Below are 26876 nucleotides of genomic sequence, written 5' to 3'. Positions count from 1 at the left end.
ATTTTAGCGTGGTTATCAAAAAAGCTAAAGAAATCAAAGTAAAATTGTTTTTATACACTTGAGTAAAAAAGTAACATAAAGTATTATTAAAAAAATTTTTTTCCTGACTGAAATAGCAATAATTGCAAGGATAAATTCTAATAATTTTCACTACATTATGACAAACATAATCTATAAAAATTTAACTAGCAATATCACTATAAAGCTATAAATATTAGATTATTTTTAAAAATTTTATTATATTTATAAAACAAAAAATAATTTTAAGATTAGAGATAAAAAGGAGTTATTTTCATCCTCAAATTTTGAGGATGAAATATTAATGAAATTTTAAATATCAAGCCGCAAGGTTAAAATTTATTCTTTTTAACATCAGCTACTATTGTCTTAGTCATTTCATCGATTTGGGCGGTGATTTCATTCGTTGAGCTCACGATATCAACATTTTGCTTTGTAATGCTATCTATCTGGCTTACACTTTGATTTATCATATTTATGCCTTCGCTTTGCTCTCTGATGCTCTCACTCATCTCGTTAATGCTTTGAGTAAGTATATTTGCATTAGTTTCGATCTCACCAAGTGATTTTTGAGTTCGTTCAGCTAGTTTTCTAACTTCATCTGCGACCACAGCAAAGCCTCGTCCATGCTCACCAGCACGCGCCGCTTCGATAGCTGCGTTTAGAGCAAGTAAATTTGTTTGATCGGCTATATCTCTAATAATAACGATGATGTTTTTAATCTCTTCTGATTGTTTTATAACATCTACAGTCTTTTGACTAATTGCGCTCATTGAGCTACTCATTTGCTCGATCGCAGCAGCACTTTCTTGGAGAGAATTTGCTTGTGTGCTAGCACCTTGAGTTACTTGCTTCATTGATGCATCTAAATTTTTAGCTTTTTCTTCTAAGAATTGTGCTTGTTTTAAGTTAAACGCAAGCATATTAGCTATCTCTTCGCCAAGCTCATTTGTTACTAGTTCGACATTGCCTTTGGCATCCAAAATTCTTGAAGTAAAATCAGAATTTCTAAAATCATTAAAAGTTTTTTGGATCATATTTAAATCGCTACCGACTCTTTTTTCCAAAACATCTAGCATTTTATTTAAGACATCTTTTAATTCAATTAGTTTTGGATTAGCTGGAACATCTACTATTCTTGCTTTTAGATTTCCATTTTCTATCGCCTTTGCAGTCTCAACAGATTGAGATACCACTCTAGAGTCTTGATCGGCATTGTCAAAAATTTTAGCAATATTATCATTTATTAGTTTGCTCATTGCGCCAAATTCATCTTTTGTTGCCACCTTTGAAACAACTGGCTCTTTTATCTCAAAATTTAAAAATCTAAAGAAACTAACCAAAGCATCTGTAATAGTTTTAATAGGATTAAGCGATCTTTTTAGCAAGAAATATACGATCAAAGATAAAACAACTATAAATATAATGGCTAAAATAATTTGAACTTTTAAAATAGGCAAAGTATGCGAGCTAAAGATATTTTGATCCATTGCTGTTATTGCCAACCAACCTTTATCATTTAACTCTAGCATATAGGCATAGACATCTTCGCCTTTTGTATTTTTATATGCTATTAATCCATTTTCATCAAATTTCTTTTCATTATATTGCTTTATCAGGCTTTTAGCGATCTCGTGAGGTTTGCCGACTAATTCTTTATTTGGGTGCATTATAATATTGCCATTTTGATCTGCAACAAAAGCATAGCTGTATTCAGTCTTACTGATTTGCGATATATTATTGCTCAACTCCTCAATAGACGCATCTATGCCCGTAACTCCAATATTTTTAATAGGTGCAGCAAAAGTTATAACCATCGCATTTAATGAAGCTGCCATATATGGATCAGTATATATTGGTTTATTCTCGGCTTTAGCTTGTTTATACCATCCTCTAACTCTTGGATCATACCCAGCTTTATTTTGCCCATTTGATCTAAACATAGCCCCATCCTCATATCCAGCATAAACAAGAGTGATCTCTTTTCCAGATATAGCTTTTGCTTGAGATAAAGCTAAATTTATACCATCAGCATTCATCGAGCCATCACTTTTCTCGCTTATCTTACTAAGAGTCTCAGCCATTTTCCCTATAGCATACTGATTATTGGTAAAAAAGCTATTTAGTGTGATTTTCACATCTTTTAAAATTTACTTTTGAGTTTGTATTACTAACTCAATGGCTTTATCATGAGCTGTATTGTAGCTGGCTAAAGATATTAGTGAGAATGATATGAATAATGCCAGTATGAGCATTAAAGATATTTTGTTTGCAATTGATCGCATTTACTTTCCTTTTACAAAAATTTTTAAGATGCGATTGTATATTTTTTTATATTAAATAGTATTAAATAATATTAATTACAAAATAGTGATGTATACATTAAATAATAATTTTGAATTATTTTTTCATTTTAGGTAGTTAAGATCAGCGAGATAAAATTAGAATTTAGGGGAAGCAACCCCCTAAATTCGGTATAAGATTAAAATTTATTCTTTCTAACGTCGGCTACTATCGTCTTAGCCATGTCATCTATTTGGTCAGTAATTTCATTTGTTGTACCAACAATATTAATATTTTGTTTTGTAATACTGTCGATCTGACTTACACTTTGATTTATCATATTTATACCTTCGCTTTGCTCTCTGATACTCTCACTCATCTCGTTAATGCTTTGAGCTAGAACATTTGCATTAGCTTCGATCTCACCAAGTGACTTTTGAGTTCGCTCTGCTAGTTTTCTAACCTCGTCGGCGACTACAGCAAAGCCTCTACCATGCTCGCCGGCTCTAGCCGCCTCTATAGCGGCGTTTAGAGCAAGTAGGTTGGTTTGGTCGGCTATATCTCTAATAATAACGATGATGTTTTTAATCTCTTCGCTTTGTCTAGTTACGTCGCTAGCTTTTTGGCTAATGGCGTTCATAGAACTGCTCATCTCTTCTATAGCAGCCGCGCTTTCTTGGATGGAGTCGGCTTGCTTATGGGCTCCGTCGGTTAGGGTTCTCATAGATTCTGCTAGGATTTTAGCTTTTTCTTCTAGAACCTGAGCTTCTTTTAAATTTTCCCTTAGCATATTGCTTACGGCGTCGCCCGCGCTTTGAAGGCCTACTATCATATCTCTTAGATCGCTTTCAAGCTCCGGTTTTAGCTCTAGTCTAGGAGTGTAGTCGTTTTTGTTGTAAGAAGCTAAAACTACGGCTATGCCTTTTAAATTCTCGGAAATAGAAGCGAAGAATTTATTTAGTAGATCTTTTAACTGAACTAAAGCCGGATTATTAGGGACGGAGTTAATCTTAGCCCCCATGTGTCCTTTTATCATGAGATTTGCTATACCGTTCATCTCCTCTATTAAGGCGCTGTCTTTTTTAACGCCGTTAAGGACTTTTTCTATATTTTCGTTAATAGATTCGCTCATTCTGCCGAATTCGTCCTGCGTAGTTACTACTAGCTTTTCCGGAGCGTTAGGGGTTTCGTAAGTGATAAATTTAAACGCGTCTTCAAGCTTAGTTTGAATAGTTCTAATAGGACTAAGAGATTTTTTAAGAAGAACAAATACGATAGCCGAAAGTATGACTATAAAAGCTACGACTAGGATTATTTGAGCTTTTAATAAAGGCAATGTATTAGACGAAAAAGTATCTGCTCCGATAGCGGCTACGGCTAGCCAGCCTTGATCGTTTATGGCCATTACTTTTGCTGTTACGTTTTCGCCCTTATAGTTGGTGTAAGGGATTAGCCCGTTTTCGTCAAATTTTTTAGCTGCAAACGCCTCGGCTAGATATTTGCTTGCGGGAACGGTTTTACCGACGTTGTTTGGGTCGTTATGCATTAGTATTAGGCCGTCTTTATTCATTAGATAAACATAGCCGTATTTTGTTTTACCCATTTCAAGGATTTTTTTACTTAAAGCATCTATATTTAAATCAAGCCCCAAAACACCATCAAAATTTCCATTTTTATTTACTGGAGCGGCAAAGCTAATTACTAAAGCATTAGACAAGGCAGCTTTGTAAGGTTCGGTATAGATAGCACCATTTGCGCTCTTTGCTGCTTTATACCAACCTCTAGTTCTAGGATCGTAGTTATCGGCTGGAGTTGTTCTAGTGCCGTCAGACTGGAAAAAATGTCCATCACTCTCGCGACCATAAAAAATATCAGTAACTAGACGACTAACGCTTTCTTTTTGCATTTTTGTTTTTTCCATGTACGAGTCATCATTATTTGGTGTTTGTGCTATATCTAAAGCATACTTTTTAGCAACTTCTAAATATTCTTCAAAAAAAGAATCAGTAGTAGCTTTGATATCACTTAGAATCTGATCCTGGGTCTGGCTGACCAACTCTACTACCTTACTTTCCGCTGTATAGTAGCTGACTGCTGAAATAGCAGCAAACGAAATAACTAGCAATGAGATGATAATCATCGCTATCTTTGAAGTTATGGACTTCATCTTTCCTCCTTTAAAAAGTTAAAATCGCTTTAATTTATCGAAAAAGAATTAAAACTAAAATTAATTTTATACTACATTTAACGCCTTTTAAACAATTAATCAAAAATTATATCTATTAAGGTAAAAAGTGAGTTTTTTTAGTGATTATTTTATCTTTAAAAGTCCGGTAGCTTGGCTTTTAAAAAGACTTTATAAAATTTAATATAACTTATTTAACAATCAACAAATAATTATACCTATCACCTCAACATCCATTGCAAAATACAAATTTATAGAGCTATAGGCTTTAAATATAAATTTAAGCTTTTTGTAAATAGAAGATTTATTTTAAATTTTAAGTTCAAAAGCAGGAGAAGACTCCCCTGCTTTGAAATTATTTAGAAAATTTTGGCTCAGAAAAAGCTGTAAGCTTTAACGCCTCGCCACCTTTATATTTCTCGATATTTACAAGAGCTGTGTGGCTGATGTTACCGTTTGCTAGCTTACTTGTTGGGATATCTATGGTTAGCACGTTTGCACCGCCGTTTTTGCAAATTCCACTATCAAAGCCGTCATACCAAGCGCCCTCAGCTAGTTTTACAACGCCCTCTTTGATATTTTTAGTGACATGAGCACCTGCTAAAACCTCACCACGTGCGTTAAATACACGCACCAAGTCGCCACTTTGTACGCCAAGCTCTTTTGCGTCTTTTTCGTTGATCCAGATAGGCTCGCGATTTGCGATAGCGTATTTGTCACGAAGTGAAGTTTGGCTTAGCTGTGAGTGCAAGCGGTCAGTTGGGTGAGAGCTTATCATGTGGTATTTTGCAGGTTTATCTTTCATGCCTAGCCACTCGATCGGCTCAAACCACATTGGGTGTGCTTTGCAGTCGTCATAGCCCATTTTCTCGATAGTCTCTGAGTAAATTTCTATAAGACCGCTTGGAGTTCCAAGAGCATTTAGCACAGGATCTTCTCTAAATTCGCCAAATCTCACCCAACTATCGCTATCTTGAGATGAGGCAAATGTAACTGGCTTGTTCTCGTTCCAAAACTCTTCAAATGGCTTCATGTCAGTTGTGAGCTCTGGCACAGCCTTGACCTGAGCGTAGGCTGCGTCATAGTACTCTTTGATCCAGTCAAACTCATCCTTGCCGTTATCTGTGTAGGCAATGACTAAATTTTTAGCATAAGCCTTGCAAAGATCGATGAAAATTTGATAATCGTCTCTTGCCTCGTGGTATTTTTCAACGACTTGTTTCATCGGCACGATGTTCATATTTGAGTAGTCGCCAGTCATGGTAATGTCGTTTCTCTCATACTCTGTAGTGACTGGGAAGACAATATCAGCCATTTTTGCTGTCGGTGTCCAGTATGATTCATGTACGACAACTGTTCTTGGCTTTCTCCACGCTTTTAAATTTGTATTTGTATCTTGGTGGTGCACAAGTGGGTTGCCGCCGACCCAGTAGATAAAGTCGATATCTGGATAGGTGATCTTTTTGCCGTCGTGGTCGATCACTTTACCAGGATGTAGCAATGCATCAGCAATCCTTGCTACTGGGAAGGCATAGTTGGTTGCTTTTTGTAGCCAGCTTTGGCCTGTGCCTGCTGCTGCAGCTGCCTTTGCGACGAAGCGACCTCGTTTATCGAACTCGCCTGTGTCTGTGCCGATAAACTCGCCTTTATCATTAAATTTGCCCACACTTGCGCTATTTACACCGCCAATGACTGCACCCTTGCAAGTCGGAGCGCCGCCGTTTGAGTAGTGATAGCTAAGCCCGAATCCACCGCCAGGAAGTCCGATCTGACCAATCATAGCTGCTAGTGTCACCATCGCCCAGTGTGGTTGCTCGCCATGGTGAGCGCGCTGCATACCCCAACCACTCATTATCATCGTGCGGTTTGCGACAAATGTATCAGCTAGCTCTTTTAAAGTATCTTTATCAATGCCACAAATTTTGCTCGCCCACTTTAAATTTTTAGGAGTATTGTCTGTCTTACCAAGTAGATATGGGAGAAATTTATCAAAGCCTGTTGTGTAGGTTTCAATGAAATTTTTATCATACTTGCCGCTCTCATATAGGTAGTGCATCATGCCAAGCATCATCGCTGTGTCGGTGTTTGGCACTGGGGCGATCCACTGAGCGTTATCAAAGTATTGCGCTGTGTCGCTCTTGATAGGATCGATGATGATCACTTTGATATCTTTTTTGTTTTTGAGCTCTTCAAAGTACTTAAAGCCCTGCTCGTCGGTGCTAGTCCAAGCTATGCGAAGTGTCGCAAGTGGGTTTGCACCCCAGATGACTACGACTTTTGAGTTCTCAAGTACGACTGGCCAGCTGGTTTGCTGCTCATAGACCTCGATACTACCAACAACGTGAGGCATTATGATCTGGCTAGCACCTGTTGAGTAATCTCCTAGTGAGCCAACAAAGCCACCACTAAGGTTCATAAATCTATGAAGTAAAATTCTTGAATTATGCACGTTACCACTTGATTTCCAGCCATAGCTGCCTGCAAATACACTTTGTAAGCCTTTTTGCGCTCTAGTCTTTTTCAGCTCTCTTGCAACTAGCTTGATCGCCTCTTCGTAAGGCACCTCAACCCACTCATCCTTGCCACGAAGCTCTGGCTTTGGACTATCTGGATTTTCAAGGTAGCTCTTTCTTACTGCTGGGCGCTTGATACGACTTTTATAGATCATATCTGGTGTGTGGTACTGAAGTGGGTTGTAAATTTCACTTGTTTTTTGGATAGGCTCTGACTTTACTGCAACGCCGTTTTTGGTTGTCACTTTTAACATCCCCCAGTGAGCAGCTGTGATAACCTCGCTATCTCTTAAAACACTCTTTTTTACGCCATCAGCAAATAAATTTGATGCTGTTACGCTTGAAAGCAAAGGTGTCGCTGCAATTGCTGTAGCACCTTTTTTTAGAAATTCTCGTCTGTTCTCGTTCATCTTATCTCCCTTTCATTTTTAAGTTTTCTTTTGAATAAGCTAAACTTTAATATTTGTTTTTACTCGTCGCTACAAAAGTTTTGCTTATTTACCTAGGTTTACGTCAGATGAGTGTTTTTGAAGGTATTCAACAACCAACCACTCGTCTTTTTTCTCTATTGCGGTTCTGCCGATCATTGATTTTAGAAGTGACGGCCATTGGTTTGCGTTGAAATGTGTGGTTTGAGGCAATGCATGGCAAACACCACAGCTCTCTTTATACATCTTGTCAGCTTTTGCAAACATTGCGTTTACGTCAGTGCTAAAGCCATCTTTTTGAACAAAAACTGTTGTTTCTACTTCATTCCATTTGCCGTTTTTGCCCTCTTTGATCACTTTAATATCAAAAGGTGCAGTTTTTGCAAATGCCACCGAGATAATCCTCGCGCCATCAGCAAAATAAACTACGTTGCTAACAGTTGGGTTTTGATAGCCTTTTACTTTAATTTGCGCTCTGTCACCGCTTGTTTGTAAAATTTCAACTGCGTTGGTTGGTAGCAGTCTGCCTATACTTTTTGTTGAGCTAGCATCAGCGTAAACATCTTTTACAACATCTGTGTAGTTTACACTAGCACCAAATGCCGCACAAGCCACGATGGCTGAAAAAATGATTTTTTTCATATTTCTCCCTTCAAAATGAAATTGTTCAAATTTTAGGAGCTTTTTGATTAATTACAAATTAAAATTAAAAATATATTTTAAGAATAGTGTAGAAAATTTTATTTAAAAATGAGTAAAAATACGCCAGACACGATAAGGCAGACGGCTAAAATTTCTTTTAAATTTAACCTCTCGCCAAGAAAGATGACAGCCAAAATAATAGCAAGTACAACGCTAAATTTATCAACCAGTGCCACTTGATATACCTTGCCAACTTGCATCGCTTTAAAATACATGAGCCAAGATAGTCCGGTTGCCATGCCACTTAGTATGAGAAAGAGCCAGTTTTTGGGGCTTAGTGAGTTTAACGGTTGCCATTTTTTAGCCACGCTTAAAAGCAAAACAAGCATCAAAATGACGACAATCGTTCTTATAAATGTTGCAAAATCACTGTCAATGTCCTTTACACCAAGCTTTGCAAAGATCGCAGTAAGTGCAGCAAAAACAGCTGAAAGAGCTGCGTAGATAAACCACTCTGGCATTTTTATTTAAAATTTAAATGGGTAAGCTACCTCACCCATTTAAATTTAGCCCTCATAATCGCTTAACATATCAACTGTTGGCACAAAATATAGAGCACCAGTTACTGGCGTACTAAAGTCAAGCAGCCTATCTGAGTTGCCCTTTGGCTCGCCGATAAACATCTTTCTAAGCATAAGCTCAACCGTTGAAAATGTGCTCGCATAAGCGATGAAGTAGGTGCCAGTTTTACTACCTTCGGTAAACGGCATATTGCCACGTACGACCTTTTTATCATCTCCTACGTTTGCAGCAGCTGAGTGTGAATTTGTAGGTTTTACATCTTCGCTCATCTCGATGTCAAGCTCTTTTGAGCGACCTATTACCTTTTCTTGCTCACTTATGCTTGTAGCGTTCCACTCTTTCATATTGTGGAAATATTTTTGTACAAAAACGTAGCTGCCGCCTTTAAATTTAGCGTCCTCATCGCCAACTTTAGCAAAGAAGTCTCTCTCCTTGCCCTCAGGATTTTCAGTGCCATCAACAAAGCCTATGATCGCCCTACCATCGTGGTATTTAAAGCCTTGCACCTCGTCTACAAGATCGGCAAATTTATATAGCACAGCCTTTATCGCTTGAGCCATATCGAAGCAATCAGGTGCATTTAAGGCGCGAATATGTATGTGAATATCGCCCTTTGTGCTAACAGCTTCGTGTTTATCGCCTTTTATCGCTTTAAAATTTACAAGCTCTTTTGGCAATTCTTTTGAAATTTCAAGCTTTTTCCAAGCATCATGACCCACGCCAAGGACGCAGTTTACATTTTCATTTGCGCCAAATCTAATCTTGGCAGTTTTATTTAAATTTACAACCAAGGCGCAAAGCTCGGCAAACCCATCTTTACAAGCCTTTTTGTCAGCTGTTAAAACCCATGTTTGAAAGACTGTGTTGTTGCCTGGTGTCTGCGTGACTTCTTGTGAATTTACGCTCATTTTTTCTCCTTTTTAAGTTTTATGCAATATTTTCTAAATTTAGTTGTGAGCTTATCTGCTCATCGTTATCGTCAAAAATAAACTCAACTTTGTTTGCCCCAAAGCTCTTTGCGATCGCTTCAAGCGTATCGCGAGCTGATTTATGAATTTTACTTTGAAGCTGCGAGATAAGGCGAACGCTCATCTTTTTGACTTCGTTTCTAGCTTCTTCGATTAGTCTATTTTTATCTTCTTCTGTAAAAGTGCTACCAAAAAAGCCATTTAGCGAGTCAGGCAGCAAAAATGGTATAAATTTACCGTTTTTCTCATCATAAAATTTCATATCAGCGATTGAGAATTTATACTTGCAAGGAGGCATTTTTATCTTATAGCTAGAGTTTGCGATCTGCGTGATCTCGAGTTTTGGACTAGTTAGATCGTAGATGAAATTTATCTCAAACTCAAATATCATCGAAAGCTTCTTCTCACTTATAAGCCATCTTAGATACTCTTTGCCAAAATTTCCAAACGCATGATCGGTTTTTGTGACGATCTCTTTGCTATAAACTTGAAAAACAGATAGCTCGCCGATGCTTTTTAGCTGCGAAATTTCGGTGCTGACTGAGAGATTTTCGCTATCATCTTTTGCCTTTTTTAACGCCTTATTTGACCTATAAAATGCAAATGCCAAAACAGCTAGTAAGATAGCTAATATCAAATTTGCATATTCGCTCATTTTTTCTCCTTTAAGGCTTGCTATTTTAGCTTAAATTTGTAAAGCAAAGGTGAAATTCTACTTTTATTAAAAATTATATTTAAATAATTGTTTTAAAGTAAAATCGTAATTAATAATATTTAAGTGATATTATCTTGATAATTTTTTCATATCTTATAGTAAAAATAGCGTAAAAATAGGATTATTAAAGTAAATTTTTATCATAAATTTTAATATTTTAATTAATAATTTATTTTAAGGATATTACAATCCATTTAAATTTTATGCAAAAGGATGAGATGTGAAAAGATCCATTTTAAACAAAAAATGTATTTTGATAAGCGCGGCTTGTTGTACTCTTTTGTTTGCAAATTCACTAAATGCTAACGATCAAGAAAGTGGCAAATTTGGTGACATAAGTAGCTGGGAGAGCACTGAGTATAAAGCATACTGGGGACTAAAGCGTATCAATGCAGCTATCGCATATGCTCTTGGAGTGACGGGCAAAGGTGTGACGCTTGGTGTTATGGACTCTGGCGCATTACTTAGCCACCCTGAACTTAGTGATGGTAGGATAAGCGCACTAAAAATTTCTGGTAGCTACTACAAAGACGGACAAAAATATCCAGATACTGAGCACGGCAACTCTCCTTTTTTAAAAAAGGGAAGCACTGATAAAAATAGAGCTGACTTTGGCGACTTTAAAAAAGGTGATAAATTTGAAGCTGATGGCAACTGGATCGCTGGTGTAAACGACTCGCACGGCACGCACGTAGCTGGCACAATTGCTGGCTCAAGAGATGGTAAAGGGATGCATGGTGTAGCATTTGGCTCAAAACTTATAGTAGGAAATACTGGCGGAACCGATGGTATGACATATGGACCAAACCAAGACTACAACTTCTTTTTAGCATCTTATGAGGGATTAGCCAAAGGTGGCGCAAGAGCTATAAATAATAGTTGGGGTTCAAACCGCAAATTTTATAAAGCTTATGAGGGAGCAACTGGATTTGATGGCGGCAATAGCTTAGATATAAAAGACCTTGACGCAGCCTATAAAAGCTACTATCCATTTGTCACAAATGGTAAAAATTTTATAGATGCCGCTTATGAAGTCGCCAAAAAATACGGCATCATTCAAGTTTTCACTGCCGGAAATAGAAATGGCATGAAAGAGTCATACACAAGAGCAATGCTTCCATATTTTCGTCCAGATACTGAAAAATACTGGATAAACGTCACTGGAGTGACAGATGGCGATGCACAATACTTTAACACAGCAGGTCACTCAAAATGGTGGAGTATCGCAGCACCTGGTAAAAGTATAAAATCAAGCACAGTTGATCCTAAAAATGGAGAGGCAGGATATGACAGCTGGGATGGTACATCAATGGCAGCTCCACATGTCACTGGCGCACTTGGTCTTGTCATGCAAAGATATCCATATATGAGCAACTCTCAAGCAAGAGATGTTTTGCTAACTACCGCAAGACAAATCAAAGATGAGTTTAAAAAGCCAGCTGATACAAGAAGAATTTCTGGTTTTACTGCACCACTTGGCGTACCTGATGAGCGCTGGGGCTGGGGAGCACTTGATATGTCAAAGGCTATGTTTGGACCAGGACAGCTACTAGGTGTATTTGATGTAAGTCTAGACACAGACGATCTTTACTCAAACAACATCAGCGACGTAGCTATAAAATACAGAAAGACTGAAGATGAAGCAGAGGCACAAATTTGGGCTAATCGCAAAGCCGAGCTTAAGAAAATGTCAAATTTAACAGCCGAGCAAAGGGCTGAACTTGATATAGGTAACGCTAGAGAAAAAGCAAGAGAGCAAAGAGCCAGCGAAGGCTATGAAGGAACTCTTATCAAGAGAGGTCTAGGCATCCTAAAACTAGCAGGCAATAACTCATACACTGGCAAAACTATAATAAAAAGTGGCAAGATCACAGCACTAAATCAATCACTAAAATCAAGCGAAGTAGTAGTTGAAAATGGTGGTGCACTTGAGATTGTTAAAGAGATGAGTGTTAGAGAGATTGATAAAAGTAGATTTTCTCAAAAGCTATCTTTTAAAGATATAACTAGAAAAAGTACAAATGACACAGTAAAAGCTACTATAAAAACAGGTGGTAGTTATATCATCTCAAATAATGCAGCAAATTTAAATCTAAATTTTGAGAAGAACTCTATTATAGATATAAGTGAGCCAGATGTAGATGTCATGAAAAGACTATATGATGATAGCTCAAAGGCAAAAACTTACGCTGTAACTGGAAATTTTAGTGGTTACAACGACACTATCTCAAAAAAATACGCATTTTTTGACCTTACTAGAAATTATAGTGACAACAAGCTAGAGCTAACACTCAAAAAATCAAAAAATACAATAACAAGTATAGCAGCTAGTGACAACCAAAAAAGAGTAGCACAGCTCATAGAGAGTACAGCTAGCAGACCAGCACTCCTTGCTTCTCCATTTAGAAGCAGACCAGCAGTCATCACGAGTGATCTATATAGACACTTCATCTACGCTACACCAAAAGAAGCAAGTGATACGCTAAAAACATTTGCAAATAATGCAAATTTAGCTCAACATAATGCATTTTTACTAGAAAACATCTTGCTCAAAAATGCAATCATCAACCATGAATTTGATCCATTCGGTGCAAAAGCAATCGATGCGAGTGGCATGAAATTTTGGTCAAATACCATGGCTAATGCTATGAAATTTGATGATGTAAAAGCAAACTCACTCACTCAGCTTTTTGGATTTGACGGTAGCGTAAATGACGCTTTAACGCTTGGTGGTGTGCTTGGTGCTAGCAACGAAAAAGTAAAAGAAGATGGCGAAAATGCTTACAAAACAAAAGGTGCAAGTGTCGGTATCTACTCAAAAAGCCAAATTTCTAGCACAAAACTAGACCTTGGCCTCATATACACAAATGCAAAACGAAAAACACAAAATGGTGCTACAATCGCTAGCTTTTACTCAAATGAACACGTAAAAAGTAAAGAAAAAGCACTTACTACTTACGCAAATTTGGCACTAACTAGCTTTAACAGTACAAATTTCTCACTAAATCCTTATGTGGGCGCAAGCTATCTACGTATGAAAACTGATAGCACTAGCCAAAATGTAGGAATTTTTAGAATGGACGTTGATGAAAAAGCTAGAAATTTAGGTGTATTTAGCATAGGTCTAAACCCTAGTGTGCCATTTAGCCTTGGTAGTACAAAGATGAAATTTGAAGCTGATCTAGCCTACAATAGACTAGTTGGCGATACAAGACCAAATATCGGCGTAAATATCGCAAATGCTGGATACTTGGAACTTGAAGGAAAAGAGGTGCGCGATCTTGGCACAGCTAGCCTTGGTGTAAAAGCTAATGTTTATAAAAATATAAATTTAGGTTTATCTTACACAGGTGCTTTTGCTAAAGACGTGAAGTCAAACAGCGTAAATGCGAAATTTGAGATTTTGTTTTAATAGGTAAATCATGCTCGCTACTTTAAATAGTAGCGAGCCATTAAATTAAAATAGTTGAGTGAAAGAAAAACCGTTTTTAGTAAGCACTTCTTTGATCTTTTCTTGATGCTCAAGACCCTTTGTCTCAAGCGTGATCGTAATACTTGCATCACCATAATCAAGCCTTGTCGAGAAGCGATCGTAGTCGATCTTGACGATGTTTGCATTTGCTGATTTTAAGCTATCAGTTAGGCTCATGAGCGCTCCTGGCTTATCTACAAGTGTGATTTGCAAAGTCATCTTGCGGTGAGACTTGATAAGACCCTTTTCAATGATGATAGAAAGTACCTGTACGTCGATATTTCCACCACTTAGCACCACGCCTATCTTTGCACCTTTTTTAAATTTGATCTTATCATGCATAAGTGCTGCCACGCCAGCTGCACCAGCTCCTTCAACTACGATCTTTTGAGTCTCTAGCAAAAATAAAATCGCAGTTGCGATCTCCTCATCATCGACCTGCACAAACTCATCAACGCACTCAATAATATTTGCTAACGTGATCTCACTCGCATCACGCACAGCGATACCGTCAGCTATAGTGCGAACCGATTTTGAGTTTATGCTTTTTTTAGCGCCGTAGCTATTAAACATCGCTGGAGCGCCTTTTGCACCGACACAGATTACTTTTGTCTTTGGATTGACCTGCTTTATACAGCTTGCCACACCACTAGCTAGCCCGCCGCCGCCAACTGGGACGATAACTATATCAAGGTCGCTTATCTCATCAAGCATCTCAAGCCCAACAGTGCCTTGCCCCGCCATGACGTACTCGTCGTTAAATGGATGAACAAAGGTCATACCCTTATCTTTGGCGTAATTAACCGCAAAAGCGTACGCCTCATCGAAATTATCACCCTTTAAAATAACCTCCGCACCAAGATCTTTCGTGCCAGCAACTTTTAGAAGTGGAGTTGATTCTGGCATGATGATGCAAGCGTGTACGCCAAATTCTTTTGCACTTATAGCTACACCTTGAGCGTGGTTGCCAGCACTTGCAGCCACGACACCACGCTTTCTCTCCTCATCACTTAGGCTAGCTATTTTATTGTAAGCGCCTCTTATTTTATAAGCTCCGGTTCGTTGTAAATTTTCCTCTTTTAGATAGATGCTTGCTCCCAAATTTTTACTAAGTTTCGCACTCAAAGCAAATGGAGTTTTATTTACAAAATGACCAATCGTGATCTTTGCTTGGATGATTTTATTTAGTGAAACCATTTTTTTATTTTTCCTTTTTTAAATTATTCTTTTGCCCTTAGTAGCACGCCACACTCGATGTGATGAGTATTTGCAAACTGATCAAAAATGGCAAATTTTATCACTTTATGACTTTTACAAAGCTCTTTTAAATTTTCTTTTAGAGTCTCTGGATTACACGAGATATAGATGATGTTTTTAAAATTTTTGATGAAATTTACGACACTTTCGCTTAGTCCTGCACGAGGCGGATCGACAAGGACATGCGAGAAGTTAAAGTCGCTTAAATTTATATCCTTGAGTCTATTAAATTCCCTAACGCCAGTAAATGCGCTCATAAGCTCATCAGCATCCATTCGTAAAAATTTGATATTTTTAGCCTTGTTTAGCTCACAGTTTTTAAAGGCATTTGCGATCGAGCTTTTTGAAATTTCAGTGGCAAGTACATTATTAAATTTAAACGAAAGCGGAATAGTAAAATTTCCATGTCCGCAGTAGAGCTCAAGGAGGTCAGCACCGCCTTGCACACACTCCTTTGCCCAAGCTATCATCTTTTCATTTACGGCTCTATTTGGCTGGATAAAGGCATTCTCACTTAGGCTAAATTTATAAATTTCACCGCCAACATCTAGCTCATCGATCAAATTTAGCTCACCACTTAGTAGCTTTTGCCCGCGAGATCTGGCAAGTATAGTGATATTAAGCTTGTTAGCTAAAATTTTCATAGCCACCTCAAACTCGCCATCAAGCCTTTTATGATAAAGAAGTGTGACCAAAATACCACTTTTACAAGAGATAAATTCCACTCCAAAAAGCTTTGCGCGTAGTATTTCACTCTCTTGTAAGCTGTAAAGTAAGTTTGGCATAAGCTCTGAAATTTGCTCGCAAACCTTTGGACAATCATCTATAAAGACCTTTTTGCCCTTTTCGCTTGCATGCATGGTATAGCAAAGCTTTGTGCCTTCATGCCAAATGCCAAATTCAGCCCTTGTGCGGTAGTGCTTTGGTGTTGAGCTAAAAACATCAAACTCACCATCATAAAACTCTAAAAATTTTTGTTTTATAAGATCAGTTTTAAATAAAATTTGCTCATCGTAAGGAGTAAAAAGAGTGCAAGAGCCGCACTCTTTTAAATAATTGCAATCCAAATTTATGCTTCTACTTTCTTTCCAACAAATCTAACTAGTGCCCAAATCGCTAAAAATCCGCAAGGAAGTGCGATCCAAACGCTAAGACCAAGTGCAACTGGCAAGTAGCCAACTAGCACACAAACCACACAAACGCTAAGCGCATAGACCATTTGAGTCGATACGTGATCGATATGATTACATCCTGCACCCATTGATGAAAGTATCGTAGTATCCGAGATCGGTGAGCAGTGATCGCCAAAGATCGCACCTGTAAGTACGCCTGAGATATTTACGATCATATATGCATGCATCGCATCACCCTCTAGTCCGTAGTTTTTGCCGACCGCATAAGCTAACGGGATAGCTAGAGGCATTAAAATTCCCATCGTGCCATAGCTCGTTCCAGTCGAGAAGCTAATAAACGAACCAAGGATAAAAACAGCAACTGGCAATATAAATTTAGGTGTTGAAGAGCTTAATAGATCAACCAGATATCTTGATGTGCCAAGCTCTTTGATAACAGCACTAAGGCTCCATGCAAGAAGTAAAATGACAACCGTAATTATCATAGTCTTCCAGCCCTTTACCCATGTACTGATAGCCTCTTTTACGTCAAAAATTTTACGCCAAACGCCCATTGTGATAGCTACGATACTAGCAAGTAGTGCTGCTTGAAATAGCGATGTAGCTGAGTCTGCTGCGCCAAAAGTATCTTTAAAAGTAGAAAATGAAAGCGGATTAGCAAGTGCATTTTTAAGAGCATCACCCTCAAGTGCAGCAAGGCCGCTAAAATAAAAACTAGTAAATGCGCCAATGACCAGCACAAGAAGTGGCACAACAGCATTTGCAGCACTTAGTTTTACACCCTCTTTTGGCTCAAGTGTTTTATCTTCAAGATCTTGGATTTGAGTTTTGCCTGAGTGAAGTTCACCTTTTCTGGCACGTCTTTCAGCTAATAGCATTGGGCCGTATTCACGTTGCATCAAGGCGGTACAAACTATAAAAAACAGTATAAAAAGGTTATAAAATCTATATGGAATTGTCTCGATAAATATAGAATAAGCATTAATGCCAGTCTCTCCAACTAGCTCATAGCCCTTTTCGATGAGTGAAACCTCAAGACCAACCCATGTCGAGATGATAGCAATACCAGCGATCGGTGCTGCAGTAGCATCTATAATAAAAGCTAGCTTTTCGCGGCTTATTTTAAATTTATCGCTTATTGGTCTCATAATTGGACCTACTATTAGGGCATTTGCGTAGTCATCGAAAAATACAAAAATTCCCATGAGCCACGTTGAAATTTGAGCTGAAATACCGCTTTTTGCCTTTTTGCTAAGCCAAAGAGCAACCGCCTTTGTGCCACCCATCTTTGTGATGAGTGCGACCACACCGCCGATACAAAGCACTTGAAGCAAAATACCTGAATCAGTCTTATCAGCCATTGATTCAACGACCCTTGAAACGATGCCGGTAAAGCCTTTTACGATACCCATAAAGATGTTTTCATTGATGATATTTATGAGAAATGTTCCGCTAAAAACACCTATAAATAACGACAATATAACGTCTTTTGTGATAAAAGCAAGTGCTATTGCCACAACAGGTGGTATAAGCGTAAATACGCCATAAATTTCAGCGTTTCTCTTTGCCACTTCTGGATCGACACCAAAAAGCGCAACGCTAAAAAAAAGTAATAATAAAATTTGTCTCACAAGAACTCCTTAAAATTTTTCTATCGCAAGCCCAGCCCAAGTCTGCGTATTTGCCATGACTTCGACTCTGTTTATATTGACACTTCCAGGCATATTTAGACAATTTACCAAAATCGTCGCGATATCCTCAGATGTGATGAAATTTGTATTTTCATAAAGACTATCCGCTTTTGCCTTATCTCCTCTAAATCTAACCTCGCTAAATTCGGTCTTACAAAGCCCAGGCTCGATGTTTGTCACCCTGATATTTGTACCGACTAGATCGTTTCTTAAATTTAAACTAAACTGCTTTACAAAGGCCTTTGTAGCGCCGTAAACGTTGCTTCCAGGATATGGCCATGAGCCAGCTGTCGAACCAATATTAAAGATATAGCCCTTTTCTTGCTTATAAAGTAGTGGCAAAACCGCCTTCGTCGAGTAGATAAGACCCTTGACGTTAGTGTCTATCATCGCCTCAAAGTCCTCCACCTTCGCATCTATCGTCTTTTCAAGCCCAAGTGCCATACCAGCGTTATTTACAAGCACTTCGATATCCTTAAATTTATCAGGTAGGCTCTCTACCGCCTTAAAAACAGCCTCTTTGTCGCGTATGTCAGCTACGATAATATGCGTATCGCCAAGCTCTGTTGCAAGCTTCTTTAGCCTATCTTCTCGCCTTGCAAGAGCGACTATCTTGTAGCCCTCTTTTGAGAGTCTTCTGGCGATCGCCTCGCCAAATCCAGATGTTGCACCAGTTACAAAAGCTGTCTTTTTCATGATTTTTCCTAATTGAAATTTGGTTTTAAACCCAAATTTTCTAAAAATTTGATCGTATTTTCGTTTTGTTCTTTCATGGCATAGTCAAGCGCATTAAACCCAGCGTCATCAGTGGCATTGATATCAGCGCCATTATCTATTAAAAGTTTTAAAATTTCTGGCGTTGCGTGAGCTGCTGCATGCATAAAAACGCTTCTATTTGTATGCTCTAGACCGCATGTATCTTCAACCTGCGTCATACCCAAATTTATCATATTCATCTTGGCATTTTCATCTATGTAGCTATCGTTGGCATTGGCACCATTTTTTAGCAAAAGCTCACAAAGTGGCTTATCGCTAAACTGCACAGCATAAAAAAGTACACTTTTTCCAAAGAAATTTTTGTGATTTACATCGGCTTTATTTGCAAGTAAAATTTTTACATTTTCTATATTTTTTAAAGCAAAAAATAACGGTGTCTCATCACCCAAATTCACATCGGCCCCACGCCTTATGATCTCTTTTATCATGTCGCTACTTTTTTCGTTTAAAAGTGCGATATTAAGCAAATTTGTAAGCTCAGCAGTACTAAAATTTTTCGAGTAGAGCAAATTTGCCAGCTCATCAGAATTTATCCTTTGTGCCATCATGTTTTGCTCAGGTGTTAAAATTTTAGCTTTATTTACATTTTTACCAACGCCAAAAGTCAAAAACTCATTTACCACGCTAGTTGCGTAGTAAGCAGCACCTGGCGTATCAAGTCCCAGGCTTTCATAAAATTTTACAAGCGGAGTTTGAGCGTTTTTGTAAGCTTCTAAAAATTTTTTATATTTTAAAAAATTAAACAAGCTCTCGTTTGCCCAGTATCTAAGATACTCCATTCTAGCGTCTTTTTCACCCTCTGCAATCTCTGGCTTTGCAAGCTCTTTTTGATAAAGCTCAGGTGCGAATGACGCTTTTAGCAAAAGCCATCTAAGCTTGTTTAAATTTTCTTTATAAACTCTATCACCAACGCAACTTTGAGACTCACTTCTCACAGCCACACTCGCCTCAAAAAGCTCTTTCACCTCTTTTAAGTTTAAAAGTGAGCCATCACAGTAAAATAGCCCCTCATCCGTGTAAGCAAGATCGTTTGGAGTAGTTTTAAAGCTCTCTTTTTTGGCAAGATCACTGCACTCTAAAGCGTGTAAATTTATCAAAGAACAAACGCTAAAAAAGAGAAAAAAAACTACTTTTTTCATCAAAGCTCCTTAAATTTTCGCGATATTGTAACAAATTTATATACTAAACTCGCTTATTTCATTAAAATTTAGATATTTATAAATTTCATCTTTATTTAAGCTAAGACTATCTTTTACTATCTTTTTATATTCATCTACACTTGGTAAGCGCCCGAGTAGCGCACAGACGGCGGCTAGCTCGGCACTTCCTAGATAGACCTTCGCGCCCATGCCCATTCTGTTATCAAAATTTCTGGTTGAGGTAGAAAAGACAACGGCATTGTCATTAACTCTTGCTTGATTGCCCATACAAAGCGAACAGCCTGGTACCTCTGTCCTTGCATTTAATCTTTTAAAAATTTCATAAACACCCTCATTTTCAAGTGTGCTTTTATCCATCTTTGTCGGCGGTGCTATCCAAAGCCTAGTTGTAAGCTTGCTCTCATGCTCCAAAATTCTAGCAAGTGCTCTATAATGGCCGATATTTGTCATACAGCTTCCCACAAAAACTTCATCAATTTTATGCACTCTTTTGTTATCAGCTAAAATTTCACTTAGCGTTGCCACATCGTCTGGGTCATTTGGACACGCCAAAATCGGCTCATCTATCTGCGATAAATCAATCTCCAAAATTTCAGCGTATTTTGCATCTTTATCAGCTCTTAAAAGAGTTGGATTTTCAATCCATTTTTGCATTTTTTCTTTTCGTCTAAGCAGGGTCTCACGGCTCTCGTAACCAGCTTTTATCATCGCGTCAATTAGCGCAACGTTTGAGCGAACGTACTCCACAACGCTATCAACGCTTAAATTTACCACGCAAGCAGCCGCCGAGCGTTCAGCCGAAGCGTCACTTAGTTCAAATGCCTGCTCTACTTTTAAGTTCTCAAGCCCTTCTATCTCTAAATTTTTACCTGCAAAAATATTCTTTTTATCTTTCTTTTCAACGCTTAAAAGCCCTTTTTTAATCGCAAAATAAGGTATCGCATTGACAAGATCGCGAAGTGTCACGCCCTCTTTTAGCTCGCCTTTAAATTTGATCAAAACTGACTCTGGCATATTTAGCGGCATCATGCCAAGCACCGCTGCAAACGCCACTAGGCCGCTGCCCGCTGGAAAGCTGATACCAATAGGAAATCTCGTGTGGCTATCGCCGCCAGTGCCAACCGTATCAGGCAGTACCATGCGATTTAGCCACGAGTGGATGACGCCATCGCCCGGTTTTAGACTCACACCGCCACGTAAATTTATAAATTTTGGCAAGCTCTCATGCATCACAAGATCACTTGGCTTTGGATAAGCGGCCGTGTGGCAAAAGCTCTGCAGAACAAAATCCGCCCCAAAACTAAGGCTGGCAAGCTCTTTGATCTCATCTCTAGTCATCGGCCCAGTCGTATCTTGCGAGCCAACAGTTAAAATTTCTGGCTCCACGTAAGCTCCAGCCCTAACGCCAGCTACACCGCAAGCCTTGCCAACCATCTTCTGAGCCAGCGTGTAGCCACCGCTCTGCTCTTTTGGCTGATCCGGCTTTATAAAAATTTGCTCCTCGCCAAGCCCTAGAGCCTCTCTGGCCTTCTTGGTCACTTGGCGTCCTATCATAAGCGGTATCCTGCCACCCGCTCTTATCTCATCGCTTAGTGTGTTTGGGCTTAGCTTGAAATTTGTCACGAGCTTTTTCTCGCCGCCAATAAGCTTATAAATTTCGCCTTTAAATGGATAAATTTCTATCTCATCGCCCATCTCAAGCTCATTTACATTTGCTACTATTGGCATTGCACCGCTGTCTTCCGCGGTGTTAAAAAATATCGGAGCTATGGTCGTGCCGATCACGATGCCGCCCGTTTTTTTGTTTGGCACACCCTCTATCTCATCGCCCAAATGCCACTGAATTGAGTTTATACCGCTCTTTCTACTGCTGCCAGTGCCAACCACGTCGCCAACATACGCCACTTTTTTACCACGAGTTTTAAGCTCTTTTAAAATTTCTAGACCCTCAGGCATCTTTTTTACAAGCATTGCTTTTGCGTGAAGTGGTATGTCAGCCCTTGTGTAGGCCTCGCTCGCTGGACTTAGATCATCTGTGTTTGTCTCACCTGGTACCTTAAAAACGACAGCATTTATACAGGCTTCAATTGGCTTTTTATGCGTAAACCACTCTGCATTTGCCCAAGAAACAAGCACCTCTTTTGCAAATTTATTGTTGCTGCTTAGTTTTACTATCTCGTCAAAATACTCATGCACCAGGATGATATTTTTTAGCTCATTTGCAGCAGTGCTTGCGATAGTTTCGTCGCTATTTTTTAGAGCTCGCACCAGAATTTCCACGTTATATCCGCCAAGCATCTTGCCTAAAATTTTAATGGCACGCATAGCGTCAAGACCGCTAACAGCAAGCCCATCTATCACTTCGCCAAGAAAGTTTGCCTTTATCTTTGCAGCGTCATCAACGCCGGGGTTGATACGAGTTTCAAGCAAACTTATAAGAAATTTTAGCTCGCTTTGCGCCTTTTCGTCACCACTAGACTTGTTGGCAAGCTTTATTAGCTCGCAAACTTCACTTGTTTGCTTGGCATTTAGCGCAAGCGGTGGCACGCCCTCTTTTTCTCGCTCGCTCACGTGTTTTTCGTAGTCGGTAAAAAAGCTCATAAAATTCCTTTGTGGTTTTTTGCTCGTTATTTTTAGCCTAAAAATCGCTAGTTTTGCTTGCATTTTATCAAAAAGCAAAACAAACTAAAGTAAAATTTGCCCAAATTTTCAAATTTCAAGGAGCAAATGTGTCAAAAGCTTACCTAAAATCTCCCATTGGAATTTTAGAGATTGTTGCCAGTAAAAATGGAATTTGTGAGATAAATTTTGTAGATAAATTTGAAAAAATAGCGGTAAAAAATGAAAATTTAAGGCTTTGCCTTGATGAGCTAGAGGCTTATTTTAAGGGTGAGCTTAAAAAATTTAACATAAAGCTTGATATAAAAACAACTAATTTTAGAGCAAAAATTTACGAGGCCTTACAAAAAGTACCATACGGAGAAACGACCACATACGCGGCCCTAGCACTTGCTGTAGGTCACAAAAATGCCTACCGAGCAGTAGGATCAGCCAATGCTAAAAATCCAGTGCCTATCATTATACCTTGCCACAGAGTGCTAGCTAGTAGCGGACTTGGTGGCTACTCTGGTGGAGATGGCTTGCCAACTAAAATTTGGCTACTAGAACACGAAGCAAGGCATAAATAGCTATAAATTTAAATTTGATCTTTAAAAAGTCTCATCGAATTTTAAAATTAGAGCGAGCATATCATGACTCTAAACTTAGTGGCAAGTGGCTACGAGATCTAAATTTGGTAGCCTACTAAGGTATGTAAGTAATATTTTAAAATTTGCGAAATAATGATTTTTAGAAATTTAATTTTTTACCTCAAAAACAAGTAAACAAACTTAAATTTTGCTTTTTGGTATATACATATATAAATGTAAAAATTTTCCTAGCCCCGAGTGAGACAAAATGGGGCTAGAATAAGGATTATTTTTTAGTTACAAGAGCGTTTTTTAAGACATCTTCTATCGTATCTACGGCAATGATCTTCATGTCGCCTTTTACCTCGGCAGGTATATCGACAAGATCGCGATCGTAGTTTTTACGAGGTATCAGAGCTGTTTTTATGCCAGCTTTGTGAGCAGCGATGAGCTTCTCTTTTAGACCACCAATCGGCAACACTCTGCCACTTAGCGTGATCTCACCAGTCATAGCCACATCGTGTTTTACCTTTGTGTCGGTTAGTATAGATGCGATCGCGGTTGCCATCGTGATGCCAGCACTTGGACCGTCTTTTGGCACAGCACCCTCTGGCACATGTAAGTGAAGATCATAGCGCCTATAAACATCGCTGGCTTCGAGCTTACGCTTATCGTCATCTAATTTTGGTACGATAGCCATCGGCACTTTTAGCTTTTTGTTATCTATCAGCACTTTAACGACGCTAAATGCGATGTGAGCGCTCTCTTTCATCACATCACCTAGCTGACCGGTGATTTGCATGCTGCCTTTACCCTGGATCCTGATAGCCTCGATCCTTAGCACGTCGCCTCCGACACTAGTCCACGCAAGGCCATTTACCAAGCCGATCTGATCTTTTTTATCCGCTGGCTCGATCTCATATACCTTTTTCTCTAAAAATTCTTTTAAATTTTTAGCCGTGACACTGATCTTGCCCTCATTCTTTTTGGTGAGGATATTTTTAGCAACCTTTCTTAATATATCAGCGATCTTGCGGCGTAAATTTCTCACGCCACTCTCTCTTGTATAGTCGCTGATAATTAGCTCAAGCGCCTCTTTGCTGATACTTACATCGCTTGGTTTTAGCCCGTGCTTTTTAAGCTCCTGGGGCAAGAGATATTTCTTAGCGATCTCAAATTTCTCTTGTGGGGTATATGAGCTAAGCTCGATAAACTCCATCCTATCTCGAAGTGCGGCTGGGATCATACTCACATCATTTGCGGTGGCTATAAAGACAATCTTGCTAAGGTCAATATTGAAATTTAGATAATAATCTCTAAATTTATTATTTTGCTCAGGATCTAAAATTTCAAGTAAAACAGCGGTCGGATCGCCCCTATAGCTTCTACCAACCTTATCGATCTCATCTAAAACAACTACTGGATTCATCTGCTTGGCTTCTATGAGTCCTTGCACGATACGCCCTGGCATAGCGCCTATGTAGGTGCGGCGGTGGCCTCTTAGCTCGTTTACATCCTCGAGTCCACCAAGAGCGATCCTAACTAGCTCACGCTTTAGTGCCTTTGCGATCGAGTTTGCAAGGCTGGTTTTACCCACGCCTGGAGGACCTGCAAAGCATAAAATAGCGCCATTATTTACCTTTTCGCCAACGCCTCTAAGCTCCAAAAGCTCACGCAAGGCAAAATACTCCTCTATGCGCTCTTTTGGCTTTTCAAGACTGTAGTGATCGGCATTTAGATGCTTGCTCACCTCCGCGATAGAGGACTTTTTCTTAGCTATATTTTCAAATGGAATTTCTAACACCCAATCAAGATAGCTTTGTAAGGTATTTGCGTCAGCTGAGTCTGGGTGCATACGACTAAGCTTATCTATTTGTTTTTTAATCTCTTTGTAGGCGTCCTCAGCCATAAATTTCTTCTTCGCGTCAAGCTTTTTGCGGTACTCTTCAAGCTCCTCTTCACGGCTAGTATCCGCTCCTAGCTCTGCTTGAATTTGCTTTAGCTGCTCTTTTAAAAAGTACTCTTTATTTGTCTTGTCGATCTTTGAATGGACTTTATTTTTTATCTCTTTTTGAAGCTTATTTGCCTCGATCTCTTCTATAACATAGTCGATGAGCTTTAGTAGGCGTTGCTCTAAATTTTCCTCTACAAAAAAGCTATAGGCGATCTGTTTTTTTAGACGAAGCGCACTTGAAACTAGATCACAAACCCTGATCGCTTCAGCACTCTCTTCGATAGTTTTTAAAAGATCTGGTGGAAAAAAGTGGCTAAACTGCGAAAGCTCTCTTACTTTTTCTCTTAAAACAACTATGAGAGCGTCAGTTTTGACCTGTGATGGGCGCTTGACGTGAAGCATATCGACGATGCCGCGGAGCGGATTTATACCTGATTGTTTTAAAATTCTGCCCTTGTCGATGCCCTGAAATAGCACTTTTACGCGTCCGTCAGGTAGTGGCACACGGCGCATTATCGTGCCGATAACGCCTGCGTCATATATGCCGTCAAAGTCTCTAGCGCCGTCTTGCTGAGGCTTTGTAGGCACTACAAGGATCGGAGTCTCTTCTTGTATGGCGAGTTCAAGTGCCTTTAAATTTTCATCGTCGCTTAAAAAAAGCGGAGTTATCATAAATGGATATAAAAATAGCTCGTCCTCAACGATGATGGGAATTTCAGTTGGGAAGCCTTTATTTTCGTTTATTTGCAAAATTTCTCCTATTCAAACAGTTTTCTATACCATGCTACGTCAGGTTTGATAAGATCTGAGTTTTTAAACGGCGACTCTTCAAGCTTTTGCTTGTAAATTTTAGCCGAAACGTCACGACCAGTCCTATTGTAAAGATCAGCTATTTGCATATCTAGGAAGTAAAGCGCGAGTTTGAATTTAATAAGCATAGTCTCAATAAGTGGCTTATATTCAGTATTTGGATACATATAAAGAAATTTCTCGATCTCTGTTACGCTATCTTCCATAAGCTTTTGGTTGCGGTTTGGCTGAGTAAATGAGTCAAAATTTGCTTTTATCTTTAGATACTGAGCAAACTCTGTTTTTGGGCCGTTATCGCCGTATCTTTTAATGTACTCGTCAAGATAGTGATTTGCCATTAGATACTCTTCATCATTTGCGTGAGCTTGGGCAAGGATGAGTAAAATTTGCTCCAAAAGCGGGCTTGCTACGTGTTCGCTTGCCATTGAAACATAGTGTTTATCAGCCGCTTCAAGATCACCATCTTTTATATCAGCGATAACCTGAGCATACCACTCATCTGGAGTTAGATTGTAAAGCTCGGTATATTTTTCAGCACAACCACTAAAAAGCCCCAAAAGAGCTACAACTGCTAGAAATTTAGAAAATCTTTTCATGCTTTTCCTTAAAAAGTTTAAATCCTCGTATTCTACATTTTTTGCTATTATTTTTGTATAAATTTTTTAAAACTATGATAAAATACGGCAACTTTACAAAATAGGAGTTAGTATGATTTTTAGTGTTAAAAGCCCTATTTTAGGCTTTGAGCATATCAAAACGATGGAGTTAATTGAACTTGATAAATTTTTTGTTAAGCTAGCAAGCAAAGATGATGAGACATCTTTTACAATGATAAATCCTTTTGCATTAAGAAGCTACGAATTCGACATTCCAAGCTATTATGAAGATCTTATGGAGATTAAAGAAAGCTCTCAACTTAGAATTTATAACATTATCGTTGTTGCACTCCCGCTTGAAAAATCAACTGTAAATTTTATAGCTCCTATCGTTTGCAATATGGACAATATGACCTTATCCCAAGTCGTTTTAGACATTGCCAAATATCCTCAGTACGGGCAAGCTGAAATGATAGAAAATTTTATACAAAAATAGTAGCTAAA

At 38.7% G+C, this 26876-nt stretch carries 18 protein-coding genes and 2 pseudogenes; 3 read left to right on the top strand and 17 right to left on the bottom strand.

Annotated features, from left to right (window positions below):
* Window positions 1-350: 350 nt before the first annotated feature.
* From CYP43_RS09865 to CYP43_RS03835, 9 genes and pseudogenes are all read right to left on the bottom strand, one after another.
* A complete protein-coding gene (locus CYP43_RS09865; protein WP_430622336.1) occupies window positions 351-875 on the bottom strand; it encodes a methyl-accepting chemotaxis protein in 525 nt (174 codons plus the stop codon).
* Window positions 876-1532: 657 nt separating this feature from the next.
* Window positions 1533-2102, bottom strand: a pseudogene (locus tag CYP43_RS09860) (cache domain-containing protein); the annotation flags it as partial.
* 398 nt (window positions 2103-2500) lie between these two features.
* The gene (locus tag CYP43_RS09855; RefSeq protein WP_374048479.1) at window positions 2501-2941 is read right to left on the bottom strand and encodes a methyl-accepting chemotaxis protein; all 441 of its coding nucleotides are present in this window, start codon (window positions 2939-2941) and stop codon (window positions 2501-2503) included.
* A 795-nt stretch (window positions 2942-3736) separates the two neighbouring features.
* Window positions 3737-4441 (bottom strand): annotated as a pseudogene (locus tag CYP43_RS09850) (cache domain-containing protein); the annotation flags it as partial.
* Window positions 4442-4841: 400 nt separating this feature from the next.
* Window positions 4842-7409: a molybdopterin-dependent oxidoreductase gene (locus CYP43_RS03855; protein WP_103582560.1), complete on the bottom strand. Its 2568-nt coding sequence runs from the start codon at window positions 7407-7409 to the stop codon at window positions 4842-4844.
* Window positions 7410-7493: 84 nt separating this feature from the next.
* Window positions 7494-8069: a cytochrome C gene (locus CYP43_RS03850; RefSeq protein WP_103582559.1), complete on the bottom strand. Its 576-nt coding sequence runs from the start codon at window positions 8067-8069 to the stop codon at window positions 7494-7496.
* A 98-nt stretch (window positions 8070-8167) separates the two neighbouring features.
* On the bottom strand, window positions 8168-8590 hold the full coding sequence (locus CYP43_RS03845; RefSeq protein WP_103582558.1) for an EamA family transporter: 423 nt from the start codon (window positions 8588-8590) through the stop codon (window positions 8168-8170).
* 45 nt (window positions 8591-8635) lie between these two features.
* Complete coding sequence (locus CYP43_RS03840; RefSeq protein ID WP_103582557.1) at window positions 8636-9559, bottom strand: Dyp-type peroxidase; 924 nt, start codon at window positions 9557-9559, stop codon at window positions 8636-8638.
* 19 nt (window positions 9560-9578) lie between these two features.
* A complete protein-coding gene (locus CYP43_RS03835; protein WP_084040760.1) occupies window positions 9579-10274 on the bottom strand; it encodes a DUF4230 domain-containing protein in 696 nt (231 codons plus the stop codon).
* 280 nt (window positions 10275-10554) lie between these two features.
* Here CYP43_RS03835 and CYP43_RS03830 point away from each other — a divergent pair, with 280 nt between their 5' ends.
* Window positions 10555-13746 (top strand): S8 family serine peptidase, encoded by a 3192-nt coding sequence (locus CYP43_RS03830; protein WP_103582556.1) that lies wholly within the window; start codon window positions 10555-10557, stop codon window positions 13744-13746.
* 45 nt (window positions 13747-13791) lie between these two features.
* Here the strand turns inward: CYP43_RS03830 and ilvA are convergent, their stop codons facing one another.
* Genes ilvA through CYP43_RS03800 form a run of 6 tightly spaced genes read right to left on the bottom strand, consistent with a single transcriptional unit; the run spans window position 13792 to window position 22425 of the window.
* Window positions 13792-15003 carry a threonine ammonia-lyase gene (gene ilvA / locus CYP43_RS03825; RefSeq protein WP_021090937.1) on the bottom strand — a complete coding sequence of 404 codons (1212 nt, stop codon included), beginning with the start codon at window positions 15001-15003 and terminating at the stop codon, window positions 13792-13794.
* A gap of 23 nt (window positions 15004-15026) precedes the next feature.
* Window positions 15027-16130 (bottom strand): tRNA (uridine(54)-C5)-methyltransferase TrmA, encoded by a 1104-nt coding sequence (gene trmA, locus CYP43_RS03820; protein WP_103582555.1) that lies wholly within the window; start codon window positions 16128-16130, stop codon window positions 15027-15029.
* Between the two features lie 2 nt (window positions 16131-16132).
* Window positions 16133-17827 (bottom strand): Na+/H+ antiporter NhaC family protein, encoded by a 1695-nt coding sequence (locus CYP43_RS03815; RefSeq protein ID WP_103582554.1) that lies wholly within the window; start codon window positions 17825-17827, stop codon window positions 16133-16135.
* A 9-nt stretch (window positions 17828-17836) separates the two neighbouring features.
* Window positions 17837-18583, bottom strand: a complete 747-nt coding sequence (locus CYP43_RS03810; RefSeq protein ID WP_103582553.1) for an SDR family NAD(P)-dependent oxidoreductase — start codon at window positions 18581-18583, stop codon at window positions 17837-17839.
* Window positions 18584-18591: 8 nt separating this feature from the next.
* A complete protein-coding gene (locus CYP43_RS03805) occupies window positions 18592-19803 on the bottom strand; it encodes an ankyrin repeat domain-containing protein (protein ID WP_103582552.1) in 1212 nt (403 codons plus the stop codon).
* Between the two features lie 36 nt (window positions 19804-19839).
* Window positions 19840-22425, bottom strand: coding sequence for a bifunctional aconitate hydratase 2/2-methylisocitrate dehydratase (locus CYP43_RS03800; protein WP_103582551.1), 2586 nt, complete (start codon window positions 22423-22425; stop codon window positions 19840-19842).
* A gap of 128 nt (window positions 22426-22553) precedes the next feature.
* On the opposite strand from CYP43_RS03800, the gene CYP43_RS03795 reads away from it, so the two are divergent.
* Window positions 22554-23012: a methylated-DNA--[protein]-cysteine S-methyltransferase gene (locus CYP43_RS03795; protein ID WP_103582550.1), complete on the top strand. Its 459-nt coding sequence runs from the start codon at window positions 22554-22556 to the stop codon at window positions 23010-23012.
* Between the two features lie 286 nt (window positions 23013-23298).
* On the opposite strand, the gene lon is transcribed toward CYP43_RS03795, so the two are convergent.
* On the bottom strand, window positions 23299-25716 hold the full coding sequence (lon, locus tag CYP43_RS03790) for an endopeptidase La (protein ID WP_103582549.1): 2418 nt from the start codon (window positions 25714-25716) through the stop codon (window positions 23299-23301).
* 8 nt (window positions 25717-25724) lie between these two features.
* Entirely contained in the window at window positions 25725-26372 is a 648-nt protein-coding gene (locus CYP43_RS03785) for an outer membrane protein assembly factor BamD (protein WP_103582548.1), read from the bottom strand.
* Between the two features lie 112 nt (window positions 26373-26484).
* Between CYP43_RS03785 and fliW the strand changes: the two genes are divergently transcribed.
* Entirely contained in the window at window positions 26485-26868 is a 384-nt protein-coding gene (gene fliW / locus CYP43_RS03780) for a flagellar assembly protein FliW (protein WP_054196362.1), read from the top strand.
* The last annotated feature ends 8 nt before the right edge of the window (window positions 26869-26876 follow it).

The sequence above is a fragment of the Campylobacter concisus genome, assembly GCF_002913045.1.
GTDB classification, from domain to species: Bacteria; Campylobacterota; Campylobacteria; order Campylobacterales; family Campylobacteraceae; genus Campylobacter_A; species Campylobacter_A concisus_AP.
The sequence above is the reverse complement of the archived record's forward strand: the minus strand, read 5'-3'. Positions and strand labels throughout refer to the sequence as shown.